We start from the raw sequence: 20523 nt of genomic DNA, 5'->3' as shown, positions 1-20523 counted from the left end.
ACCGGCCGGCGTTGTCTGGCCCTTCCCTGGCCACCCTGATCGTATTTCGAGGCTGCGGTAGAGCCGGCCGCTGGCCGGCAGTAACGGTCAGGCGGCGCGTTCGCTGCGGCCGCCGTGGAACTGCTCTTCTTCTGTCGAACCGGTCAACGCGGTAGTCGACGACTGGCCCTGCTGGATCGCCTGGGTCACGGCATCGAAGTAGCCGGTGCCGACCTCGCGCTGGTGCTTGACCGCGGTGAAGCCACGCTCGGCCGCTTCGAACTCGGCCTCCTGCAGTTCCACGAAGGCGCTCATCTGGCGGCGTGCATAGCCGTGGGCCAGGTTGAACATGCCGTAGTTCAGCGCGTGGAAGCCGGCCAGGGTGATGAACTGGAACTTGTAGCCGTAGCTGCCCAGCTCGCGCTGGAACTTCGCGATCGTTGCGTCGTCCAGGTTCTTCTTCCAGTTGAAGCTGGGCGAGCAGTTGTACGCCAGCAGCTTGCCGGGGAACTTCGCGTGGATCGCCTCGGCGAACTTCCGCGCGAACTCCAGGTCCGGCTTGCCGGTCTCGCACCACACCAGGTCGGCATAGGGCGCGTAGGCCAGGCCGCGGCTGATCGCCTGGTCCAGGCCATTGCGGGTCTTGTAGAAGCCTTCCACGGTGCGCTCGCCGGTGGCAAAGGGCTTGTCGTTGCCATCGATGTCGCTGGTCAGCAAGTCGGCGGCTTCGGCGTCGGTACGCGCCACCAGCAGGGTCGGCACGCCCAGCACGTCGGCAGCCAGGCGCGCGGCGTTGAGCTTCTCGATCGCCTCTCGGGTCGGCACCAGCACCTTGCCGCCCATGTGGCCGCACTTCTTCACCGAGGCCAGCTGGTCCTCGAAATGCACGCCGGCGGCGCCGGCCTCGATCATCGCCTTCATCAGCTCGAACGCGTTGAGCACGCCGCCGAAACCGGCCTCGGCATCGGCCACGATCGGCTGCAGGAAGTCGATGTCATCCTTGCCTTCGGCGTGGTGCAGCTGGTCGGCGCGCAGCAGCGTGTTGTTGATGCGCTTGACCACCGCCGGCACCGAATCGGCAGGGTACAGCGACTGGTCCGGATACATCTGGCCGGCCAGGTTGGCATCGGCCGCCACCTGCCAGCCGGACAGGTAGATCGCCTTCAGCCCGGCCTTGACCTGCTGCATGGCCTGGTTGCCGGTCAGGGCACCCAGCGCGTTGACGAACTCGCGCTCATGCAGCGATGCCCACAGCTTCTCCGCGCCCAGGCGGGCCAGCGAATGCTCGATGTGGACGGTGCCGCGCAGGCGCACCACGTCAGCGGCGCTGTAGTTGCGCTTGATGCCTTCCCAGCGCGGGTTGGTGTCCCAGTCGTGCTGGATCTGTTCGGCAGTGGGCAGCTTGCTCATGTCTTTCTCCAGTTCGGTTCGTGCGTGCAGCGGGGAGGGAAACGGCGGGATTGCGGGCAGTCAGTCAGTCGATGCGCGCGTAGGCCGGCAGGGTCAGGAAATCGGTCAGTTCGTTGCTGCGGCTCAGTTCGGCCAGCAGCGCGATGGCTTCGCTGATGCGTGCGCCACCGGGCAGCGCGGCGGTATCGCCCAGCCGCGCCGGCAGCTGCGCCAGCGTGGAATCCAGCAGGGCCAGGTCGATCGCGGTGCCATCGTCCAGTTGCTGGCCCGGCGTATGCAGCCACTGCCACAGCTGGCTGCGGCTGATCTCGGCGGTGGCCGCGTCCTCCATCAGGTGATGGATCGGCACGCAGCCGTTGCCATCCAGCCACGCCGCCAGATAGCGCACGCAGACTTCCACGTTGCCTTCGAAACCGGCGCGGGTGATGGTGCCCGGCGGACGCGCGATCAGTTCGTCGCGGCCGACGCGCACATCCTGGCGCAGCACGCTGTGCTGGTTCGCGGTGGGCATGTGCTCGTCGAAGATCGCCATCGCCACCGGAATCAGCGCCGGGTGCGCGACCCAGGTACCGTCATGGCCGGCGCTGACTTCGCGCAGCTTGTCGGCGCGCACCCGGGCCATCGCCTGTTCGTTGGCGGCGGCATCGTTGTTGATCGGGATCTGCGCGGCCATGCCGCCCATCGCATGCGCACCACGGCGATGGCAGGTCTGGATCAGCAGTTCCGAGTACGCCTTCAGGAACGGCTGGGTCATGGTCACCTGGCCGCGCTCGGGCAGCACGCGGTCGGCGTGGCGGCGGAAGGTCTTCAGGTACGAGAAGATGTAATCCCAGCGCCCGCAGTTCAGGCCGACGATGCGGTCACGCAGCGCGTGCAGGATCTCGTCCATCTCGAACACCGCCGGCAGTGTTTCGATCAGCACGGTCACCTTGATCTGGCCGTGCGGCAGGCCGAGCATGCCTTCGATGTGCGACAGCGCGGTCTCCCACAGCGCCGCCTCCTCCATGCTCTGCAGCTTGGGCAGGTAGAAGTACGGGCCGCGGTCCTTGCCCTGCAGGGCGCGGGCGTTGTGGAAGGCGAACACCGCCGCGTCGAACAGGCCACCGGCCAGCGGCTGGCCGTCAATCGCCACGTGCTTTTCGTCCAGGTGCCAGCCGCGCGGGCGCACGATCAGCACCGCCTGCTCGTCGTAGGGACGCAGGCTGTAGTGCTTGCCATTGGGTGCCGTGTATTCCAGATCACCGCGCACCGCCGCCGCCAGCGACTGCTGACCCGCCAGCAGGTTGCGCCAGGTCGGCGAGGTCGAATCCTCGAAGTCGGCCATGAACACCTTGGCGCCGGAGTTCAGCGCGTTGATGACCATCTTCGGATCGGTCGGGCCGGTGATCTCGACGCGGCGGTCCTGCAACGCGGCCGGCAGCGGCGCGACGGTCCAGTCGCCGCTGCGGATGGCGGCAGTGTCTTCGCGGAAATCCGGCAGGCCGCCCTGGTCGAAGAATGCCTGGCGCTCGCGGCGGGCCTGCAGCCGTGCCTGCCGGCCCGGTTCCACCGCGCGGTGCAGCGACACCAGCAGGGCCAGCAGCGGCGCCGGCAGCACGGTGTCCTGGCCGGCCACGCGGGTCGCCAGGGCGATGCCGGGGGTAGCCTTGCTGGCAGGGGTGGGAACAGCGGAAGCGACGGCGGACATGGGGCGACTCCAGCGATGGGGGAACGTCTCCACGGTGCCGCCGGGGCTGAGTATTTGGCAAAACAGTTTTTGCAATGCTCTACATAAATTGTGCTAATACTTGTGACGCCATGACCACGCGCCCTTCGCCAAGTCCTCGTTTTTCCTACAAATCCGACCGGTTGAAGCCGCTGCGCGCGTTCTGCCAGACGGTGCGCCTGGGTTCGGTCTCACGGGCTGCTGAGGCGCTGTTCGTCAGCCAGCCGGCCATCAGCCTGCAGTTGCAGGCGCTGGAGCGTGAGTTGGGGGTGCCGCTTTTCGAGCGCAGTGGGCGGCGCCTGGTGCCCAGCCGTGAGGGCCAGCTGTTGTATGAAATGGCGCAGCCACTGGTGGAGAACCTGGATGGGCTGGAGGCGCGTTTCCGCGACAAGGTGCGCGGCCTGGACGCGGGCGAACTGAACATCGCCGCCAACAGTTCCACCATCCTGTACCTGCTGCCGAAGATCGTCGAACGCTTCCGCCTGCATCACCCGGACGTGCGCCTGACCCTGCACAACGCGATCAGCGCCGACGGCACCGACCTGCTGCGCGAGGATGCCGCCGACCTGGCGATCGGTTCGATGACCGATGTGCCGGCCGACCTGAGCTACGCCCCGGCCTACCGCTTCGAGCAGGTGCTGATCGCACCGCACGATCATCCGCTGGCCAGTGGCGGCGAGCTGGAGCTGGCCGACATTGCGCGCTACCCGCTGGTGCTGCCGCCGAAGCGGCAGATCACCTACCGGCTGGTCGACCAGGTCTTCCAGCGCCACCGCATCGCCTACACGGTGGCGCTGGAGGTCGGCGGCTGGGAGGTGATCAAACAGTACGTGGCGATGGGCATGGGCATTTCCATCGTGCCGGCGCTGTGCCTGAACGAGGCCGACCGCGAGCGGCTGGCGGCGCGGTCGATGAAGCGCTGGTTCCCGGAACGCAGTTACGGGGTGATCGTGCGGCGCGGCAAAGCGTTGTCAGCGCAGGCGCGGGCATTCATCGAGCTGATCCAGCCGGAGTTGTTCAGTCCGCGCGATTACGACCAGAGCGGGCATTCCGAGCGGTGAGGGGTTGTTGGGCAGGGCTGCCGCCCTGCACCTGCAGAGGCCAGAGCAACAGCCGAAGCAACAGCAACAGCGAGCTATCCGTGTGATGGGGGATGGGTCCGGTAGCGGGGGACGCCGTAAACCCGTCCTTGGGGGCTTGGCCGCGGCATCCATGCCGCGGACACCCCCACAACCGGACCCACCCCGCCTTCGACAGTTTTGCGCAGTCTGTCTGGATGACATGGCCTGCTCTGGGTGGGTGTCGACCTTGGTCGACACAGTAGATCCACGCCATGCGTGGATGCCTTCGATCTACCGGGGTCAGAGCCCGCCGCTGCGCAACGGGATCTGACCCCACTTCCGACCCATTTACGGCTGGCGATGAATAGACTGGCCCCATGCCCATCGAACTCCGCCACCTGCGTTACTTCCTTGCCGTCGCCGATACGCTGCACTTCGGCCAGGCGGCCGAGCGGCTGGGGATGTCGCAACCGCCGCTCAGCCAGCAGATCCGCCAGCTGGAAGACCTGATCGGTGCACGCCTGTTCGTACGAAGCCATCGCCGCGTGCAGCTGACGCCTGCAGGCGAGTTGCTGCAGGAACGTGCACGCGCCATCGTGCAGCAGGTGGAAACCGCGGTGGATGAGGTGCAGCGTGCGCAGCGCGGCGAGCAGGGTGAGCTGCATATCGGCCTGACCCGCGCCACGCCGCTGTCGCCACAGATTCCGCGTTCGATCCTGCATTACCGCCAGCAGTATCCGCAGGTGCGGTTGCAGCTGAGCGAGATGAACACGCTGCAGCAGATCGACGCGCTGCTCGACGGCTCACTGGATGTGGGCATCATCCGCAAGCGTGCGCTGCCCCCGGAACTGGTGGCGCACAGCCTGTTTGTCGATCCACTGGCGTTGATCGTGCACGCCGACCATCCTGCCCTGCGCAGGCTGTCGAAGCAGGGCACGCTGTCGCTGCGCGACTTCGCGCAGGAGCCGTTCGTGGCGTTCCGCCGCAGTGCCGGCGCGGGCATCCATGACCACATGATCGCGTTGTGCGCGGCTGCCGGATTCACACCGCGCATCGTGCAGGAGGCGGGTGAAGCCTCGACGCTGATCAGTCTGGCCGCCGCGGGCCTGGGTGCGGCGATCCTGCCGTCGTCGTGCGATCACATCCGCGTGGAAGGCGCGCGCTTCGTGGCGCTGGCCGACGCCGGCGCACATTCGGAAGTGCAGCTGGCGTGGCGTCGCGAAGGGGTGACGCCGTTGATCCGCAATTTCGCCACCCTGCTGCGCGGGGCGTTCGCCGGTAGAGTCGACTGTTAGTCGACTATCGCGCGCAGCGCGGGGCTTTTGCGGTCTGATTGAAGAGCAGTCGACTGACAGTCGACTCTACCTCGGCAGGCGCCACCACCATCGGAAGTGCAGCTGGCCTGGCACCGCGAGCGGGTGACGCCGTTGATCCGCAATTTCGCCACGCCGCTGCGCGGGGCGTTCGCCGGTAGAGTCGACTGTTAGTTGTGATCTCTCTGTAGGTTGTTCATCCGGGACATCTTTGGAAAATGGTGGTTACCACACCTCTCCAGACCCCAAAGAGCCCGGATGAACCCCCATAAAAATGCCCGTTTGACCGTCCATAGTCGAGCACTTCTTGTTCGCCGCATCCTCCACGAGGGCCTGCGCCCAGAGGAAGCAGCCCAAGCATGCGGCGTAAGTGTGCGTACGGCCTACAAATGGCTGGCCCGATTCCGGGAATTGGGGGTGTCAGGACTGGAAAACCGCAGCTCACGCCCTCACCGGACACCACATGCCACATCTGCACCGGTGGTCGAGCAGATCAAGGAGTGTCGCCGTAAACGGCAGACCTATCTGACCATCTCCAAAGCCTTGGGGATCGGCCACAGCACCATTTCCAGGCTGATGCGCGCCCACGGCCTCAATCGTTTGTGCCGGCTGGATCCGCCTAAGGAGGTCATCCGATACGAATACGATCAGCCCGGAGGGCTGCTACACCTGGACATCAAGAAGCTGGGCAACTTCCAGCGGCCGGGCCATAGAACCGACGCCAAGCGCCGAGGAAATGCCGGTGGCGGAGGCTGGGGCTACGTGCACGTGGCTATCGACGATCACTCCCGCATCGCCTACAGCAGCGTTCACCCCGACGAACAAAAGGACACGGCCTGCCAAGCACTGCTTGGTGCCTTGGAGTACTACGCCAGCCTGGGAATCACCTTCAAACGAATTCTGACCGACAACGGGGCGTGCTATCGCTCCACTGCATTCGCCAAGCTACTTAAGTCCCTTGGGATCAAGCACATGCGGACCAAACCGTACACCCCGCGCACCAACGGCAAAGCGGAGCGCTTCATCCAAACCAGCCTGCGTGAATGGGCCTACGCCCGCGAATACGCCTCCTCGGACCAGCGCAATTCCGTGCTGACCCAATGGCTGCACCACTACAACTGGCACCGCCCTCACATGGGGATCGGTGGTCAGCCACCTATTTCCAGAGTCCTGCTGAACAACGTGGTGGGTTTACACAGTTAGTCGACTACCGCGCGCAGCGCGGGGGTTTTGCGGTCTGATGGAAGAGCAGTCGACTCTACCTCGGCAGGCGTCGGTGCTATCGGAAGTGCGGCTGGCCTGGCATCGCGAACGGGTAACGCCTCTGATCCGCAATTTCACCACTCTGCTGCGCGGGGCGTTCGCCGGTAGAGTCGACAGTTAGTCGACTATCGCGCGCAACGCGGGGCTTTTGCGGTCTGATGGAAGAGCAGTCGACTGACAGTCGACTCTACCTCGGCAGGCGTCGGTGCTATCGGAAGTGCGGCTGGCCTGGCATCGCGAACGGGTAACGCCTCTGATCCGCAATTTCGCCACCCTGCTGCGCGGGGCGTTCGCCGGTAGAGTCGACTGTTAGTCGACTGACGCGCGCAGCGCGGGATTTTTTGCGGTCTGATGGAAGAGCAGTCGACTGACAGTCGACTCTACCTCGGCAGGCGTCGGTGCTATCGGAAGTGCGGCTTGCCTGGCATCGCGAACGGGTAACGCCGTTGATCCGCAATTTCGCCACGCTGCTGCGCGGGGCGTTCGCCGGTAGAGTCGACTGTTAGTCGACTAACGCGCGCAGCGCGGGATTTTTGCGGTCTGATCGAAGAGCAGTCGACTGACAGTCGACTCTACCAAGGCAAGCGCAACTCCACAGGATCACGCCGTAACCGGCTGCGGCGCACGCTGCTGCAACGCCCAGACGATGCCACCGCCGATCAGGGTCAACACGGCGGCGAACGCACAGACGCCAAGCCAGTCCCAGGCGGCATAGGCCAGGCCACCCACGCCGCCCAGCACGCTGGACCCCAGGTAGTAGGCAAACAGGTACAGCGCCGACGCTTCGGCGCGCATCGCACCGGCGCGGCTGCCGACCCAGCTGCTGGCGACCGAGTGGCCACCGAAGAAGCCAAACGTCACCAGCGCGATACCCAGCGCCATCGTGCTCAGCCACGGCATCGCCAGCAGCGCGATGCCGGCGCCGATCAGCGCGAACGAGATCGACAGGATGCGGCCGCGCCCGTACCGCGTGGCCTGCTGGCCCATCCACGCCGAACTGAAGGTGCCCACCAGGTACACGCTGAAGATCAGGCCGACCACGGTCTGGCTGAGGTGGTACGGCGGCGCCAGCAGGTGGTAGCCCAGGTAGTTGTAGAGGGTGACGAACACGCCCATCAGCACGAACGAGGTGGCGAACAGCCACGGCAGGCCCGGGTCGGCGAACAGCATGCGCCAGCGCGACGGCAACTGGCGCAGGCCATCGCGACGCGCGTGGAAATGGCGCGACGGGGGCAGCTGCAGCCACAGCAGCGCGGTGCTGGCGATGGCGATGATCGAGACCACGCCGATACCCCAGCGCCAGCCCCAGTGGTCGGCGATGATGCCGGCCAGCAGGCGCCCGCTCATGCCACCGATGGCGTTGCCGCCGATGTACAGGCCCATCGCCAGGCCCAGCGCGCGGCTGTCCATTTCCTCGACCAGGTAGGTCATCGCCACCGCCGGTACGCCGCTCAGCGCCAGGCCGAGCAGGGTGCGCAGCACCAGCAACGTGGTCCAGTCGTCCACCAGCGCGGTGCTCAGCGACAGCATGGCCGAGGCCAGCAGCGCAGCGATCATCAACGGGCGACGGCCGACCGCGTCGGACAGCAGGCCGGCCAGCAGCATGGCCACCGCCAGCGTGCCGGTGGTCAGCGACAGCGACATCGCGCTGCCGGCAGCAGAAACGCCGAAGTGGCGGCTGAACTCGGGCAGCAGCGGCTGCACCGTGTACAGCAGGCCGAAGGTGGAAAAGCCGGCCAGGAACAGCGCCAGCGCAGTGCGGCGGAAGGCCGGCGTGCCCTGCTGGATGCGGGTGTCGGAAGCGGGGTCAACAGCGTGGGGGCAGCGTTCGAGGGTCGCGGCGGTTTCGCCAGTCATGGGATCGGTGGGCCGGTGGGGACGGCCGGGTATGGGAGGGAACGGGCCTCAGACTAGGCCCGTCCATCCAGTCGATCCATAACCTGATAGGTCATGATTGATACACAGGAAGTATCAATTCAGCTTACAGGCGCTGCCACTCGAAGCCGTCGCCCCGGCGGTAGTACACCGCCACCGCCCGGCCGTAGACCTTGTCCGCATCGACGAAACCGAAGAAGCGGCCATCGAAACTGTTGCCACGGTGGTCTCCCAGCACCAGCACCTTGCCGGCTGGCACCACCAGATCGGCGATGTCCGGACCACCGCCCATGTCCAGGTCCAGGCGGGCACGACGTTCACCGAAGGCTTCCACGTCCTGCAGGTCAGCGATCTGCAGCGGCTGGCCGTTGATGCTCAGGTGTCCCTCGCGCATGTGCACGTGGTCCCCCGCCACCGCCGCCACGCGCTTGATCAACCGGGTGCCATCGGCCGGCGAATCAAACACCGCCACTTCGCCGCGCTGCGGGGTACCGGTCGCCAGCAGTTCCTTGTTGGTGAACGGCAGGCGCAGGCCGTAGGCGCGCATGTCCACCACCACCCGGTCGCCCGGTTGCAGGGTCGGCTGCATCGAGCCGCTGGGCACCACGTAGTGGTTGGCCAGGGTATCGCGGGCAGCGGCGAGCAGGCCGAGCATCACCAGCAGCGGCAACGCCTCCTTCTTCAGCCAGGCCAGCGCGCGTTCGGAAAAGGGAGGGCGGGCAACAGCATCCATGGCAGGCTCCGGGTGGGTGGTAGATGCATCAGACCACACATGGGGGGAGAGGTTCCCGGTAGCGCCGAGCCATGCCCGGCGGCCGATGGAAACGGGGATGCGGCGCGTTCGCCGGGCACGGCCCGGCGCTACCGATGCGGGGTTACGCAGGTTTTACGCGTGTGGCCGGCTCCGGGCATCGCACCTTTACGGCTGCTGCGCGCATCGTGTGCCCACCGCGCCGCAGGGCGCATTCCGCAAGGTGTTGTATGACCCTCCTGGTGATCCGCCACGCATCTTCGTCGGCGCCGCGCCCGCAATTGCCGGCGCAGCTGGCCGGCCATCGCGTGCTGTGCAGCGACTGCGCCAGCCTGTCCGAAGTACGCCAGTGCCTGTGCCAGCCGCAGGCACGTTCAGCCGACTGGGTACTGCTGGATGTCGGCGTGGCCGACGAAGCGCAATGGCAGGCCGAGGGCGGTGCGCTGCAGGCGGCGCTGGAACATCTGCCGGCGCAGTACATCGAGCTGCAGTCGCCCAGCGAGCCCGGCCTGGATGCGCGCCTGCGCCTGCAGCATGGCCCCGCCGCAGTGGTGATCGACCAGCGCAGCCAGCAGGCCGGCTATCCGCTGTCGCTGGCCATCGTCGGTCGCCGCCTGGCGCAGGAGGGCTGAGCCATGTCGATCTTCATCATCCGTGGCCCGGAAGCCGCCGGCGCGTTGATCCGTACCGCCATGCCGCTGCCGGCGCCGGTGCTGAAGTCGCTGGTGCATCGTGCGATCGACGCCGGCACCAGCGTGGCGATCCGCGCCTGTGGTTCGGAACAGGAACTGCTGGATGCACTGCGCGTGGCCGACCACAGCCGCGGCGAGGTGACGCTGCTCGATCCGGGTGCGTGTGCCAACAGCCTGCGTCTGCAGCGTCTGCTGCCCTATCTGCACAACGCGTACGTGGAAGTGCATGACGACGGCGCGGTGGCCGAGCCGTGCCTGCCGGCCGGTGTCGGCCAGCGACTGGGCATTGCTGCCGGGTATGGCGCGCAGAGCTATGTGCTGGCGCTGGACATCGCGCTGGATCACCTGGGGCTGGCCGAGCAGGCCAACCGGGTGCACGTGGGGACGTAAACCGCTGGTGTGGAGCCGAGCCCATGCTCGGCTGCATTCCCAGGAAAAACCAGCCGAGCATGGCTTGTATGTTCCTCCCGGCTCCTACGAGGTATGTAGGAACCAGGGTGGAGGGACCGTCAACATGATATCTGCGGGTACCAGCCGACAGACGAGCCGAGCGATCCCCATCCCGCACCTTAACGTCGATAAAGGATCTAGCGGCCTTTGAGGACCGCCGATGTAGGCAAGCCAACGTGGTGCGGTACCACCCCAGCCCCTCAACAATAGCTGGGAGTTGCGCAGATGTCAGATCGTTTGGCCATCGGCATCGATGCCGATTCAAAGACCCTTGTGGTGGCCTGTCACGGCACCAAGGGCAGCGCCCGCATCACCAATTCAGCATCGGCCATCACTAAGTGGCTGTCCGGCCTGCCGGCCAGGTCTCGCATTGGAGTGGAGGCAACCAATCGCTACCACGAGCTTGTGGTTCAAGCTGCCCAGAAGGGCGGTCACGCCGTCTTTGTGCTCAATCCGCGCGACATCAAACATTACGCCAAGGGCGTGGCCTGCCGCGGCAAAACCGACTCAGGTGACGCGCAGGTTATCGCGCGTTACATCGCCAAGGAGGCCGACAATCTGCATGAGCATGTCGCCCGTTCGCCTGCGCAGGAGCAGCTGCATGTGCTACTCCAGCAACGTGACAGCCTGGTCCGGAGCAAGGCGAAGTTGAATCTCTCGCTAGGCGCGGGAGCGTCGGAGTCGGCCATCTTTGGGCGCATCTTCGGTGGCCTGAAAGAGGCCATTGCCATGCTCGACCAACAGATTCAGCAACTGTGCCGCAGCGGTGAACAGCGCGACCTGTATCGGCGGATCATGACCATCCCGGGGATCGGACCGACGGTTGCGGCCTTCATCACCCATCACATCACGCGCTGGCCCTTGACCAGCTCAGACGCTTGGATCGCCTGCAGCGGTCTGGATCCGCGACCCAACGAATCCGGTGCGCGGATCGGCAGACGGCGCCTGTCCAAGCGTGGCAACGCCAGCCTGCGCCAGATCCTCTACATGGCGGCCATGGGCCTGACTCGATCCAAAGGCGGCAAACCCCTTTATACGGCCATCCGCGAACGTGGCCACAGCAGTACCGCCAGCTTTAACATCCTGGCCAGAAAGCTGGCCAGGATCGCCTGGGGCGTCTTCAAAAGCGGTCGGGACTTTGACCCAGCCATGCTGAAAGTGGGTCAAGCCTGCTTCCAGCAGGCTTGACCGCGAACATAGGATCTCGGCTCTACACAAAGAAGAACGGCGGGGTTTCCCCCGCCGTTTCCTGTTTCTTACTTCAGCCCGCGGAACTTCAGCAGCGGTTCCACCGACGGGTCCTTGCCGCGGAAATCGCGGTACAGGGTCGACAGCTCCACGCTGTTGCCGCGCGAGAGGATCTTGTCGCGGAATTCCTGGCCGTTGGCGGCGGTCAGGCCACCGTGTTCGGTGAACCACTGGTAGGTGTCATGATCCAGCACTTCGGCCCAGAAGTAGGCGTAGTAGCCGGCCGAGTAACCGCCACCCCAGATGTGGTCGAAGTAGGTGGTGCGGTAACGCGGCGGCACCTGCGGCAGGTCGACCTTGAACTTCTTCAGCGCGCTGGCTTCAAAGGCACCGACATCCTGCAGCGGCGCGTCGGCCTTCTGCGTGTGCCAGGCCAGGTCCAGCAGTGCGGCCGACAGATACTCGGTGGTCGCATAGCCCTGGTTGAAGCTGCGTGCCTTGAGGATCTTGTCGACCAGTTCCTGCGGCATCGCCTCGCCGGTCTTGTAGTGCTTGGCGTAGTTGGCGAACACCTTCGGGTCCAGCGCCCAGTGTTCGTTGAACTGCGACGGGAACTCGACGAAGTCGCGCGAGGTGGCGGTGCCGGCGATCGACGGGTACTTCACGTTCGAGAACATGCCATGCAGTGCGTGGCCGAACTCATGGAACATGGTGGTGACGTCGTCGAAGCTGATCAGCGCAGGCTGGCCGGCGGCCGGCTTGGTGAAGTTGCAGACGTTGTAGACCACCGGCTTGGCACCGGTCAGGCCGTCCTGTTCGACGAACACGTCCATCCAGGCGCCACCGGACTTGCTGTCACGCTTGAAGTAGTCGGTGTAGAACAGGGCCAGCGAGGTGCCGTCCTTGTCGAACACTTCGTACACCTTCATGTCCGGGTTGTAGGTCGGAATGTCGGTACGCGGCTTGAAGGTGATGCCGTACAGCTGGGTGGCGGCGTAGAAGACGCCGTTCTGCAGCACGTTGTCCAGTTCGAAGTACGGCTTGACCTGCGATTCGTCCAGATCGTACTTGGCCTTGCGCACCTGCTCGGCGTAGAAGTCCCAGTCCGAGGCGGCGACCTGGAAGCCGCCCTTCTGCGCGTCGATCACCTTCTGGATCTCGCCGGCTTCGGCGCGGGCCTTGGCGGTGGCAGCCGGTACGGTGTCGGTCAGCAGCTTGAGCGCGGCAGCCGGGGTCTTGGCCATCTGGTCGCCCAGCTGGTAGTCGGCGAAGGTGTCGAAGCCAAGCAGCTTGGCCTTCTGCGCACGCAGCTGGGCCAGGCGCTGCACGGTCTGCCGGGTGTCGTTGGCATCGCCGCGCTCGGCGCGGGTTTCCGAAGCCTTCAGCACGGCGGCGCGCTGGTCGCGATCGCTCAGCGAACCGAGCACCGGCTGCTGGGTGGTGTTCTGCAGCGGCAGCAGGAACTTGCCATCCAGCTTGCGATCCTTGGCGGCGGCCGCCGCGTTGTTGATCGCGTCTTCGTCGAGGCCAGCCAGCTTGGCCTTGTCGTCAACGACGACGGCGGCAGCGGCGGTGGCAGCCACCAGGCGGGTATGGAACTGGGTGGAGAGCGTGGTCTCTTCTACGTTGAGCTTGCGCAGCGAGGCCTTGTCGGCGTCGGACAGCTGCGCGCCAGCGCGCACCAGGCCATCGTAGTAATGCTCGACCAGGCGCTTCTGCACCGGATCCAGTTCCAGCGTGTCGCGCTGGTCATAGATCGACTTCACGCGCGCGAACAGCTTCGGATCGAGATTGATCTCGTCCTGGTGCGCAGCCAGCTTCGGCGCCACCTCTTCCTGGATCTTCTGGCGCGCGTCGTTGGTATCGGCCTGGACCAGGCCGAAGAAGATGCGCGACACGCGGTTCAGGGTCTCGCCGCTGCGCTCCATCGCCACGATGGTGTTGTCGAAGGTGGCCGGCTCGCTGCTGTCGGCGATCTTGCGCACGTCGGCCAGGTGCTGGCGCATGCCTTCTTCGAACGCCGGCAGGTAGTCGCTGTCCTTGATCTTGTCGAACTGCGGCGCCTGGAACGGCAGCGTGCTGGCGCTCAGCAGCGGATTGGTGGAGGCTTCGGCCGGCTGCTGGGCCGGGGCTTTCTGGGCATCGGACACGGGGGTGGACTCCTTGCCGGAACAGGCCGCCAGCGCCAGGCTGATGGCGGCGGCCAGGACTACGGTACGCGACATGTAAAACGCTCCTTGGGCAGACGGTATGGAATACCAGCCCTCCACCCTACTCCTGTCGCGCTCGCCCGGCATGTGCCGGACGTGGCGTCTATGCGGCGGCCTGTGACCGGCTCAGACCGTGCCGCGGGTCTTGCCGATCCACGGGCGGTAGAACTCGCGGATGGCGGCCATGTCGGCGGCGTCATCGCCGGTCGGCTGGAACAGCGGGCCGATGCCGATGGTCTTTTCCGGGTAATGGAAATAGGCGGCCAGGATCGGCACGTCGGCCATCCGGGCGATCTTCAGGAAGCCGGCCTTCCAGTCCTTCACCGCCTTGCGGGTGCCCTCGGGGGTGATGGCGAACCACATCTTCTCGTTGTTGCGCAGCAGGTCCACCGCCTGGCCCACCGTGCCCTGCGGCGAGCTGCGGTCCAGCGGGATCACGCCCAGCTTGTGCAGCAGCGGCCCCAGCGGCCACCAGAACAGCGAGGCCTTGCCCAGCACCTTCACCTTCATGCCCAGCGCGATCTTGGCCGCCATGCCCCACAGGCCGTCCCAGTTGGACGAGTGCGGGGCGATGATGAAGACCAGCCGCGGGATGTCAGGCAGGGTGCCGGTCACCTTCCAGCCGCCCATGCGCAGGGTGCAGCGCGCCAGCCAGCGCAGGAAGGCGTTGGGTTTGACCTGCGGCATCTGCGGCGGCACGGCCGGCAGCAACGAAGTCGGCTTGTTCAAGCAATCACTCCCAGTCACGTGATGAGCGCCCGCGCTTGATCTGCGCGCGCCCGCGTTTGGCGTCCAGACGACGCAGTTTCGACCCGAGGGTCGGCTTGGTGGCCTTGCGCGGTTTGGGCACGCTCAGCCCGGCCTGGATGAAGGCCGCCAGCCGCTCGCGCGCATCCTCGCGATTGCGATCCTGGGTGCGGAAACGTTGCGCGTCGATGACCAGCACGCCTTCGCCGGTCATGCGCCGGTCACGCCGCGCCAGCAGGCGCTCGCGCAACGGGTCGGGCAACGAGGGCGAGTTGGCCACATCGAAACGCAGTTCCACCGCGGTGGAGACCTTGTTGACGTTCTGGCCACCGGCACCGCTGGCGCGCACGAACCGCTCGACGATCTCGCCGTCGGGGATTTCAAGCTGCGCGCTGATGGTGACCGGTCCACTGCCCATCCGCGCATTGTAGCGGCAGCCACGTGTCGGAGTGCGCATCGCGCGCCGTATGCCGCCGATCAGGTACCGAACACGCCGCCTTCGCCTTGGCTGCGGGTATGCTGGCCATCCCATGTACCGCAGGAAGCTTCGCATGACCCGCTCCGCACCCGCCCTGCCATCCCTGCTGCGCCGCGCTGCCCTGTTGCTGGCGCTGGCCGTGGCCAGTGTCCCGGCCCTGGCCGCACCGCCGACCGACGGCGACATCAACCGCCTGCTCTCGGCCTCGCGCGCGCAGAGCATGATCGACACCATGCTGCCGCAGATCGAGGCAATGCAGCAGCAGCAGTTCCAGCAGGTGGCCGCCCAGCGCCAGCTCAACGCCCAGCAGCAGGAACAGCTGAAGCGGATCCAGGCACGGACCAGCCAGACCCTGCGCCAGGCCCTGTCGTGGCAGCAGCTGCGGCCGATGTACGTGGACCTGTACAAGAAGACCTTCAGCAAGGAAGACGTGCTGGCGATGGCCGAGTTCTACGAGAGCGCGGCCGGCCAGAGCCTGCTGGACAAGACCCCGGCGCTGATGCAGAACGTGATGGTAGCGATCCAGGCGCGCATGCAGCCGCTGTTCGCAGACCTGCAGAAGGACCTGGAAGCGATCGTCAACGAGCCGGAAAAGAAGTGACCGGGATTTCCGTAGCGCCCGAGCCCATGCTCGGGCGGCGGCGCGCAGCGCCGTGAAGCGCAGCCGAGCGTGGGCTCGGCTCTACACGTCCTGGTGCCAGCCGAACAGGTCCAGCGCCTTCTGGAACTCACGGTCCAGCGGCGCACGTACATCCACCATGCCGCCGTCGGGATGCGGGAAACGCAGACGCTCGGCGTGCAGCAGCATGCGGTGCACGCCCTGCATGCGGAAGATGCGGTTGTGGCGGCCATCACCGTGGCTGGTGTCGCCGATCATGTGATGCGACAGGTGCTTGAGATGCCGGCGGATCTGCCGGAAGCGCCCGGTCTGCGGCTGGCAGCGCAGCAGTGCGTAACGCGAGCTGGTGAACTCGCCGACCGGCACCGACAGCTCGCCGGTCGCCAGGCGCTGGAAGTCGGTGATCGCCGGCTTCTTCACCGGCTTGCCCGGGCCACCGTCGAGGTCATGGTCGACCCGCCAGGACAGTTCGGCCGGCCAGCCCCGACAGACGGTCAGGTAGTCCTTCAGCACCTCGCCCCCCATCAGCGCCTTGCCCAGCACACTGGCGGTATCACGGTCGAAGGCCAACAACAGGCAGCCACTGGTGGCGCGGTCCAGCCGGTGGACCAGGAAGATCGGGCGGCCCAGCTGCCCGCGCAGGCGGTCGGCCAGGAAATCGTCTTCGCCACGGGCCAGCTTGCTGTCGTGGACCATCAGCCCGGCAGGCTTGTTGACCACGGCCAGGCGTTCATCCAGGTGCAGCAGCTGCAGGGGCGCGGTGTCGGTCTCGACCGCGGCGAGGGTATCGGGTTCGGTGCTCACCACGGGATTATCGCAGATCGGGGTCAGAACCCTTTTCCGAAGGAAAAGGGTTCTGACCCCATGCGGGGGCGGCACCGCAATCAGGCGTTGCGCACGGCCAGCAGCTCACCGTTGCCCATCGGCACCAGGCTGGTGCTGAAGTCCGCGTCAGCCTCCAGCAGCGCCCGCAGCGGTTCCATCTCTTCCGCGTGCGAGGTGGCGTTGTCCACCACCAGCAGGCCGCCCGGGCGCAGCACGCGACGCAGCTGCGGCCACCAGCCGGCGTACTGCCCGCGGTCCGAATCGAGGAACAGCAGATCGATGCTGTCCTCACCGGCCTGAGCCAACCACTGCCCGGCATCGCCGTGCACCAGCGTGATGTGCTCGCCCAGACCGCTGCGTGCAAAGTTCGCACGTGCCATCGCCACCTTGTCCCCGGCGAACTCCAGCGTGGTCACGTGGCCGTCGATGGCGGCGGCGGCCTCAGCCAGCCACAGCGTGGAATAGCCGTTGGAGGTGCCGACCTCCAGCACCCGCCGCGCTGCGCCGAAACGCACCAGCACCGCCAGGAATTCGCCCGTATCCGGTGTGATGTTGAGCATGCGGCGGCCGCGTTCGACTTCACGGGCGTCGTTTTCGGCACCAAGCCGGGCCAGTTCATTCTTCAGTTCCGACAGTTCCAGGGCCATTTTCCGCTGAGCTCGCCATGAAGCAGCGTCCATTCTTACCCGAATCCCGAATTTTCGTATTAATCCTAGAGCCGCTGCATTTTCACGCTGAGATAGTTCCCGCCTCCTTCACGCGGGGACAGCATGCCTGGCCGCCGCGCACCCGGCTTCCGCTAGGACACGGCCATGACATTGAACATTCTGGCAATCGGTGCCCATCCAGATGACATCGAACTCGGTTGCGGTGGCAGCCTGGCAAAGCTCGCCCGCGCCGGCTCACGCATCCATGCACTGGTACTCAGCCGCGGCGGCCGCGGCTGCCACGCCGGCATCGATCGCAGCGATGAATCGCATCGCGCCCTGCGCCGACTCGGGGTGGCCGAGGTGATCCAGCAGGATTTCCCGGACACGCGATTCCCCGCCTGTCGCAACGACATCATCGCGTCGATCGAACAGGCCTGCGCCGTGATCGAACCAGGCCGCGTCTACACGATGTGTGGCGAGGATCATCACCAGGACCATCGCACCGTCCACGAAGCGTCGATCATCGCCTGCCGCCACATTCCGCAGATCCTCTGTTATGAGAGCCCCAGCACCCTGCCGCAGTTCGCGCCGCAGGTGTTCGAGGACATCAGCGCGCAGCTGGAGCTGAAGATCCACGCGCTGCGCGAGCATGCCAGCCAGGGCGATCGCCACTACATGCAGGAAAGCCACCTCCGCTGCCATGCGCAGTTCCGTGGCCAGCAGATCGGCATCGGTCCCAGCGAGGGTTTCCTGCCATACCGGTTGGTGCTGTGATGAAGACACTGTTGTTCCTGGCCATGTGCGCCTTCATCCTGGTGCGTATCTGCGTGCAGGCCTCGCGCCGGCCCAGCACCCGCCTGTACAGCATCGACGCGATCGTGCCGGCCTACAACGAAGCCCCGTGCCTGGAGCGCTCGCTGGCCAGCCTGCTGGAAAACCCATACGTGGCGCGGGTGATCTGCGTCAACGATGGTTCCACCGACAACACCGCTCAAGTGCTTGATGCGCTGCAGGCACGCTGGCCCGGGCGGCTGGTGGCCGTGCACCAGGCCAACACCGGCAAGGGCGGTGCACTGATGCACGGGCTGCAGCACGCGACCGCCGAGCAGGTGTTCCTGACCGATGCAGATACCCATATCGATCCGCGCAGCCATGGCCTGGGCCATCTGCTGGACGAGATCGAACGCGGTGCCGATGCAGTTGGCGGCGTCCCCTCTTCCAGCCTGCAGGGCGCCGGTTTCCTCCCCCATGTGCGCGCCAGCCTGAAACTGCCGATGATCGTGATCAAGCGCAGCTTCCAGCAATGGCTGGGCGGCGCACCGTTCATCGTCTCCGGTTCGTGTGGCCTGTTCCGCACTTCGGTGCTGCGCAAGGTCGGGTTTTCCGATCGCACCCGCGTGGAAGACCTGGACATGTCCTGGTCGCTGGTTGCGCAGGGCTATCGGGTTCGCCAGAGCGTCCGCTGCGTGGTCTACCCGCAGGAATGCAACACGCTGGTGGAGGAGTGGCGCCGCTGGCGACGCTGGATCGTCGGCTATGCGGTATGCATGCGCCTGCATCGCCGCCTGCTGCTGACCCGCTTCGGCCTTTTCAGCATCCTGCCGATGATGCTGCTCGCCCTGGCCGGCATCGCGCTGTCGCTGCAGGTATGGTTTGGCGCGGCCCGGCTGAACGGACCCGGTGGCCTTGCACTGTCGGTGATGCCGCTGTTCTGGATCGGCATCGTCATGCTGCTGGCAGTGATCAGCGCCATCCACCACCGACGCGCGTGGCTGGTGCCGGCGGCGGCCTTCTCGATGCTGTATGTGCTGCTCGCCTATGCGATCTGGCTGCTGCACGGCCTGGCGGGACTGTTCACCGGCCGTGAGCCCGTGCGCGACAAACCGACGAGGTATCCGCATGTGGTGGAATGACCTCGCCGCCATGGCCGAGGCGCTGTCGGCACTGGCGCCCCACACCGATCCCAGCGCACGGGTCTCGCCACGGGCCACCCTGCAGGGCGCCATACGGATCGGTGCCGGCAGTCGCATCTGCGACGGCGCCCATGTCCAGGGTCCGGTGTCGATCGGCCGCGACTGCCTGATCGGCAACAACGCGCTGCTGCGCGGCCCGCTGTGCATCGGCGACGGCACGCGTATCGGCTTTGCCAGTGAGCTGAAGAACGCACGGTTGGGCAACCAGGTCAGCATCGGTCCGCAATGCTTCGTCGCCGACAGCCGTATCGATGACCAGGTCTATCTCGGCGCCCTGGTGCGCACCAGCAACCACCGCCTCGATGGCGCCACGGTCAGCGTGCATATCGAAGGCACCGCCATCGACAGCCAACGCGACAAGCTCGGTGCCTGGATCGGTGAAGGTGCCGCGCTGGGCGTCGGCGTGATCATCCTGCCCGGCCGCATCGTCGCGCCGGGGAGCCAGTTCGGCCCACGCATCACCGTGGAACGAAACCTGCCGCCCGGCCGCTATCGCCTGCTGCAGTCACTGCATTCCCAACCCCTGGAGTAACCCCATGCGATTGATCATCCGTGGCGCACTGCCGTGCGCCCTGCTGCTGGCTGTTTCCAGCGCCCACGCCGGCGTCGACCGTGTCACGGTGCAGCTGGACCATGCCGACTACAGCGATGGCTTCGGCAAGCGCGACGTACAGACGGTGGACGTGGCCGGCCGCAGTGGCGACAGCCGATGGCACCTGGGGCTGGCCCATGGCGAGCGCGACTACGGCAGCAGGCGATTCAGCGGCAACCGCGTGCAGGGCTCGCTGCACCATCGCTGGAGCACGCGCCTGTCCACCCGCACTGCCGTCACGGCATCCAACGATGATCCAGTGTTCGTCAACCGCCAGGTGAACCAGGACATCCAGTGGAAAGTGGCACCGCAGACCGTACTGAGCGTGGGCGGCAAATACGCCCAGTACCATGCCGGCGCCTATGTGAGCGGTTGGTCGGTGGGTGCCTCGCATTACTTCCCGCGCGTGACCACCTCACTGCGCCACGAGCGGCACCGCCAGTCCAATGGACCGGATGGGCATGGCACCACACTGTCGCTGCGGCTGAAGGATGGGCAAGGCCGTGGCTCGACCCAGCTGTGGCTGGGCAGCGGCACGTCCGGCTACACCGCCGAGTCCGATCCGCTGCTGCTGCGCGAGCACGACGCACGGCGTGCCTTCCTGCGCCGCAGCCAGCCATTGGGTGAACATCTGGTGCTGGACGTGGGTATCGGCAAGACCTGGCACAAGACCCGCCTGGACAGCTTCCAGAGCGTGCAGTCGCACCTGGGCCTGGGCTACCACTGGTAAGCCTGTGGTCGA

At 66.1% G+C, this 20523-nt stretch carries 20 protein-coding genes and 3 pseudogenes; 14 read left to right on the top strand and 9 right to left on the bottom strand.

Annotated features, from left to right (window positions below; genetic code table 11):
- Positions 1–87: 87 nt before the first annotated feature.
- Together aceA and aceB are read right to left on the bottom strand one after the other, a co-directional pair.
- Positions 88–1389, bottom strand: coding sequence for an isocitrate lyase (aceA, locus tag QP552_RS00975; protein WP_111112488.1), 1302 nt, complete (start codon positions 1387–1389; stop codon positions 88–90).
- A 64-nt stretch (positions 1390–1453) separates the two neighbouring features.
- On the bottom strand, positions 1454–3076 hold the full coding sequence (gene aceB / locus QP552_RS00970; RefSeq protein ID WP_286074726.1) for a malate synthase A: 1623 nt from the start codon (positions 3074–3076) through the stop codon (positions 1454–1456).
- Between the two features lie 110 nt (positions 3077–3186).
- On the opposite strand from aceB, the gene QP552_RS00965 reads away from it, so the two are divergent.
- The 6 genes and pseudogenes from QP552_RS00965 to QP552_RS20960 all read left to right on the top strand — a co-directional run.
- Complete coding sequence (locus tag QP552_RS00965; RefSeq protein ID WP_024956234.1) at positions 3187–4155, top strand: LysR family transcriptional regulator; 969 nt, start codon at positions 3187–3189, stop codon at positions 4153–4155.
- A 377-nt stretch (positions 4156–4532) separates the two neighbouring features.
- Positions 4533–5450, top strand: a complete 918-nt coding sequence (locus QP552_RS00960; protein ID WP_286074725.1) for a LysR family transcriptional regulator — start codon at positions 4533–4535, stop codon at positions 5448–5450.
- Between the two features lie 276 nt (positions 5451–5726).
- Positions 5727–6671 carry an IS481 family transposase gene (locus tag QP552_RS00955; protein WP_286074724.1) on the top strand — a complete coding sequence of 315 codons (945 nt, stop codon included), beginning with the start codon at positions 5727–5729 and terminating at the stop codon, positions 6669–6671.
- Between the two features lie 79 nt (positions 6672–6750).
- Positions 6751–6852, top strand: a pseudogene (locus QP552_RS20970) (LysR family transcriptional regulator); the annotation flags it as partial.
- 90 nt (positions 6853–6942) lie between these two features.
- Positions 6943–7044, top strand: a pseudogene (locus tag QP552_RS20965) (LysR family transcriptional regulator); the annotation flags it as partial.
- A 91-nt stretch (positions 7045–7135) separates the two neighbouring features.
- A pseudogene (locus tag QP552_RS20960) lies at positions 7136–7237 on the top strand (LysR family transcriptional regulator); the annotation flags it as partial.
- A gap of 94 nt (positions 7238–7331) precedes the next feature.
- On the opposite strand, the gene QP552_RS00950 reads toward QP552_RS20960, so the two are convergent.
- Together QP552_RS00950 and lepB are read right to left on the bottom strand one after the other, a co-directional pair.
- The gene (locus QP552_RS00950; RefSeq protein WP_286074722.1) at positions 7332–8588 is read right to left on the bottom strand and encodes an MFS transporter; all 1257 of its coding nucleotides are present in this window, start codon (positions 8586–8588) and stop codon (positions 7332–7334) included.
- A gap of 124 nt (positions 8589–8712) precedes the next feature.
- The gene (gene lepB / locus QP552_RS00945; protein WP_049429789.1) at positions 8713–9339 is read right to left on the bottom strand and encodes a signal peptidase I; all 627 of its coding nucleotides are present in this window, start codon (positions 9337–9339) and stop codon (positions 8713–8715) included.
- Positions 9340–9587: 248 nt separating this feature from the next.
- Here lepB and QP552_RS00940 point away from each other — a divergent pair, with 248 nt between their 5' ends.
- The 3 genes from QP552_RS00940 to QP552_RS00930 all read left to right on the top strand — a co-directional run bounded on the left by QP552_RS00940 (position 9588) and on the right by QP552_RS00930 (position 11687).
- Positions 9588–9989: a hypothetical protein gene (locus QP552_RS00940; RefSeq protein ID WP_111113279.1), complete on the top strand. Its 402-nt coding sequence runs from the start codon at positions 9588–9590 to the stop codon at positions 9987–9989.
- Between the two features lie 3 nt (positions 9990–9992).
- The gene (locus QP552_RS00935; protein ID WP_004153636.1) at positions 9993–10439 is read left to right on the top strand and encodes a 3-dehydroquinate dehydratase; all 447 of its coding nucleotides are present in this window, start codon (positions 9993–9995) and stop codon (positions 10437–10439) included.
- A 285-nt stretch (positions 10440–10724) separates the two neighbouring features.
- Positions 10725–11687, top strand: coding sequence for a transposase (locus QP552_RS00930; protein WP_286074719.1), 963 nt, complete (start codon positions 10725–10727; stop codon positions 11685–11687).
- 68 nt (positions 11688–11755) lie between these two features.
- On the opposite strand, the gene dcp is transcribed toward QP552_RS00930, so the two are convergent.
- The 3 genes from dcp to arfB form a co-directional block, all read right to left on the bottom strand.
- On the bottom strand, positions 11756–13912 hold the full coding sequence (dcp, locus tag QP552_RS00925) for a peptidyl-dipeptidase Dcp (protein ID WP_286074718.1): 2157 nt from the start codon (positions 13910–13912) through the stop codon (positions 11756–11758).
- Between the two features lie 111 nt (positions 13913–14023).
- The gene (locus QP552_RS00920) at positions 14024–14626 is read right to left on the bottom strand and encodes a lysophospholipid acyltransferase family protein (RefSeq protein ID WP_106548762.1); all 603 of its coding nucleotides are present in this window, start codon (positions 14624–14626) and stop codon (positions 14024–14026) included.
- A gap of 4 nt (positions 14627–14630) precedes the next feature.
- On the bottom strand, positions 14631–15062 hold the full coding sequence (arfB, locus tag QP552_RS00915) for an alternative ribosome rescue aminoacyl-tRNA hydrolase ArfB (protein ID WP_049429794.1): 432 nt from the start codon (positions 15060–15062) through the stop codon (positions 14631–14633).
- 133 nt (positions 15063–15195) lie between these two features.
- Here arfB and QP552_RS00910 point away from each other — a divergent pair, with 133 nt between their 5' ends.
- The gene (locus QP552_RS00910; protein WP_005407643.1) at positions 15196–15723 is read left to right on the top strand and encodes a DUF2059 domain-containing protein; all 528 of its coding nucleotides are present in this window, start codon (positions 15196–15198) and stop codon (positions 15721–15723) included.
- 81 nt (positions 15724–15804) lie between these two features.
- On the opposite strand, the gene QP552_RS00905 is transcribed toward QP552_RS00910, so the two are convergent.
- Positions 15805–16545 (bottom strand): pseudouridine synthase, encoded by a 741-nt coding sequence (locus QP552_RS00905; RefSeq protein WP_106548761.1) that lies wholly within the window; start codon positions 16543–16545, stop codon positions 15805–15807.
- Positions 16546–16625: 80 nt separating this feature from the next.
- Positions 16626–17213: an O-methyltransferase gene (locus QP552_RS00900; RefSeq protein WP_286074717.1), complete on the bottom strand. Its 588-nt coding sequence runs from the start codon at positions 17211–17213 to the stop codon at positions 16626–16628.
- Between the two features lie 165 nt (positions 17214–17378).
- Between QP552_RS00900 and QP552_RS00895 the strand changes: the two genes are divergently transcribed.
- From QP552_RS00895 to QP552_RS00880, 4 genes are read left to right on the top strand one after another with little or no spacing between them, the layout of a single operon-like run.
- Positions 17379–17990, top strand: coding sequence for a PIG-L deacetylase family protein (locus tag QP552_RS00895; RefSeq protein WP_106548759.1), 612 nt, complete (start codon positions 17379–17381; stop codon positions 17988–17990).
- Positions 17990–19129 carry a glycosyltransferase family 2 protein gene (locus QP552_RS00890; protein WP_111113284.1) on the top strand — a complete coding sequence of 380 codons (1140 nt, stop codon included), beginning with the start codon at positions 17990–17992 and terminating at the stop codon, positions 19127–19129. The genes QP552_RS00895 and QP552_RS00890 overlap by 1 nt, the downstream gene beginning before the upstream one ends.
- Positions 19116–19721 carry an acetyltransferase gene (locus QP552_RS00885; protein WP_286074716.1) on the top strand — a complete coding sequence of 202 codons (606 nt, stop codon included), beginning with the start codon at positions 19116–19118 and terminating at the stop codon, positions 19719–19721. Before QP552_RS00890 ends, QP552_RS00885 begins: the two co-directional genes overlap by 14 nt.
- A 4-nt stretch (positions 19722–19725) precedes the next feature.
- On the top strand, positions 19726–20511 hold the full coding sequence (locus QP552_RS00880) for a YaiO family outer membrane beta-barrel protein (RefSeq protein ID WP_111113286.1): 786 nt from the start codon (positions 19726–19728) through the stop codon (positions 20509–20511).
- Positions 20512–20523 lie beyond the last annotated feature (12 nt).

It is taken from the genome of Stenotrophomonas sp. 59 (assembly GCF_030291095.1).
In the GTDB taxonomy this organism is placed as follows: Bacteria; Pseudomonadota; Gammaproteobacteria; order Xanthomonadales; family Xanthomonadaceae; genus Stenotrophomonas; species Stenotrophomonas maltophilia_Q.
The sequence above is the reverse complement of the archived record's forward strand: the minus strand, read 5'-3'. Positions and strand labels throughout refer to the sequence as shown.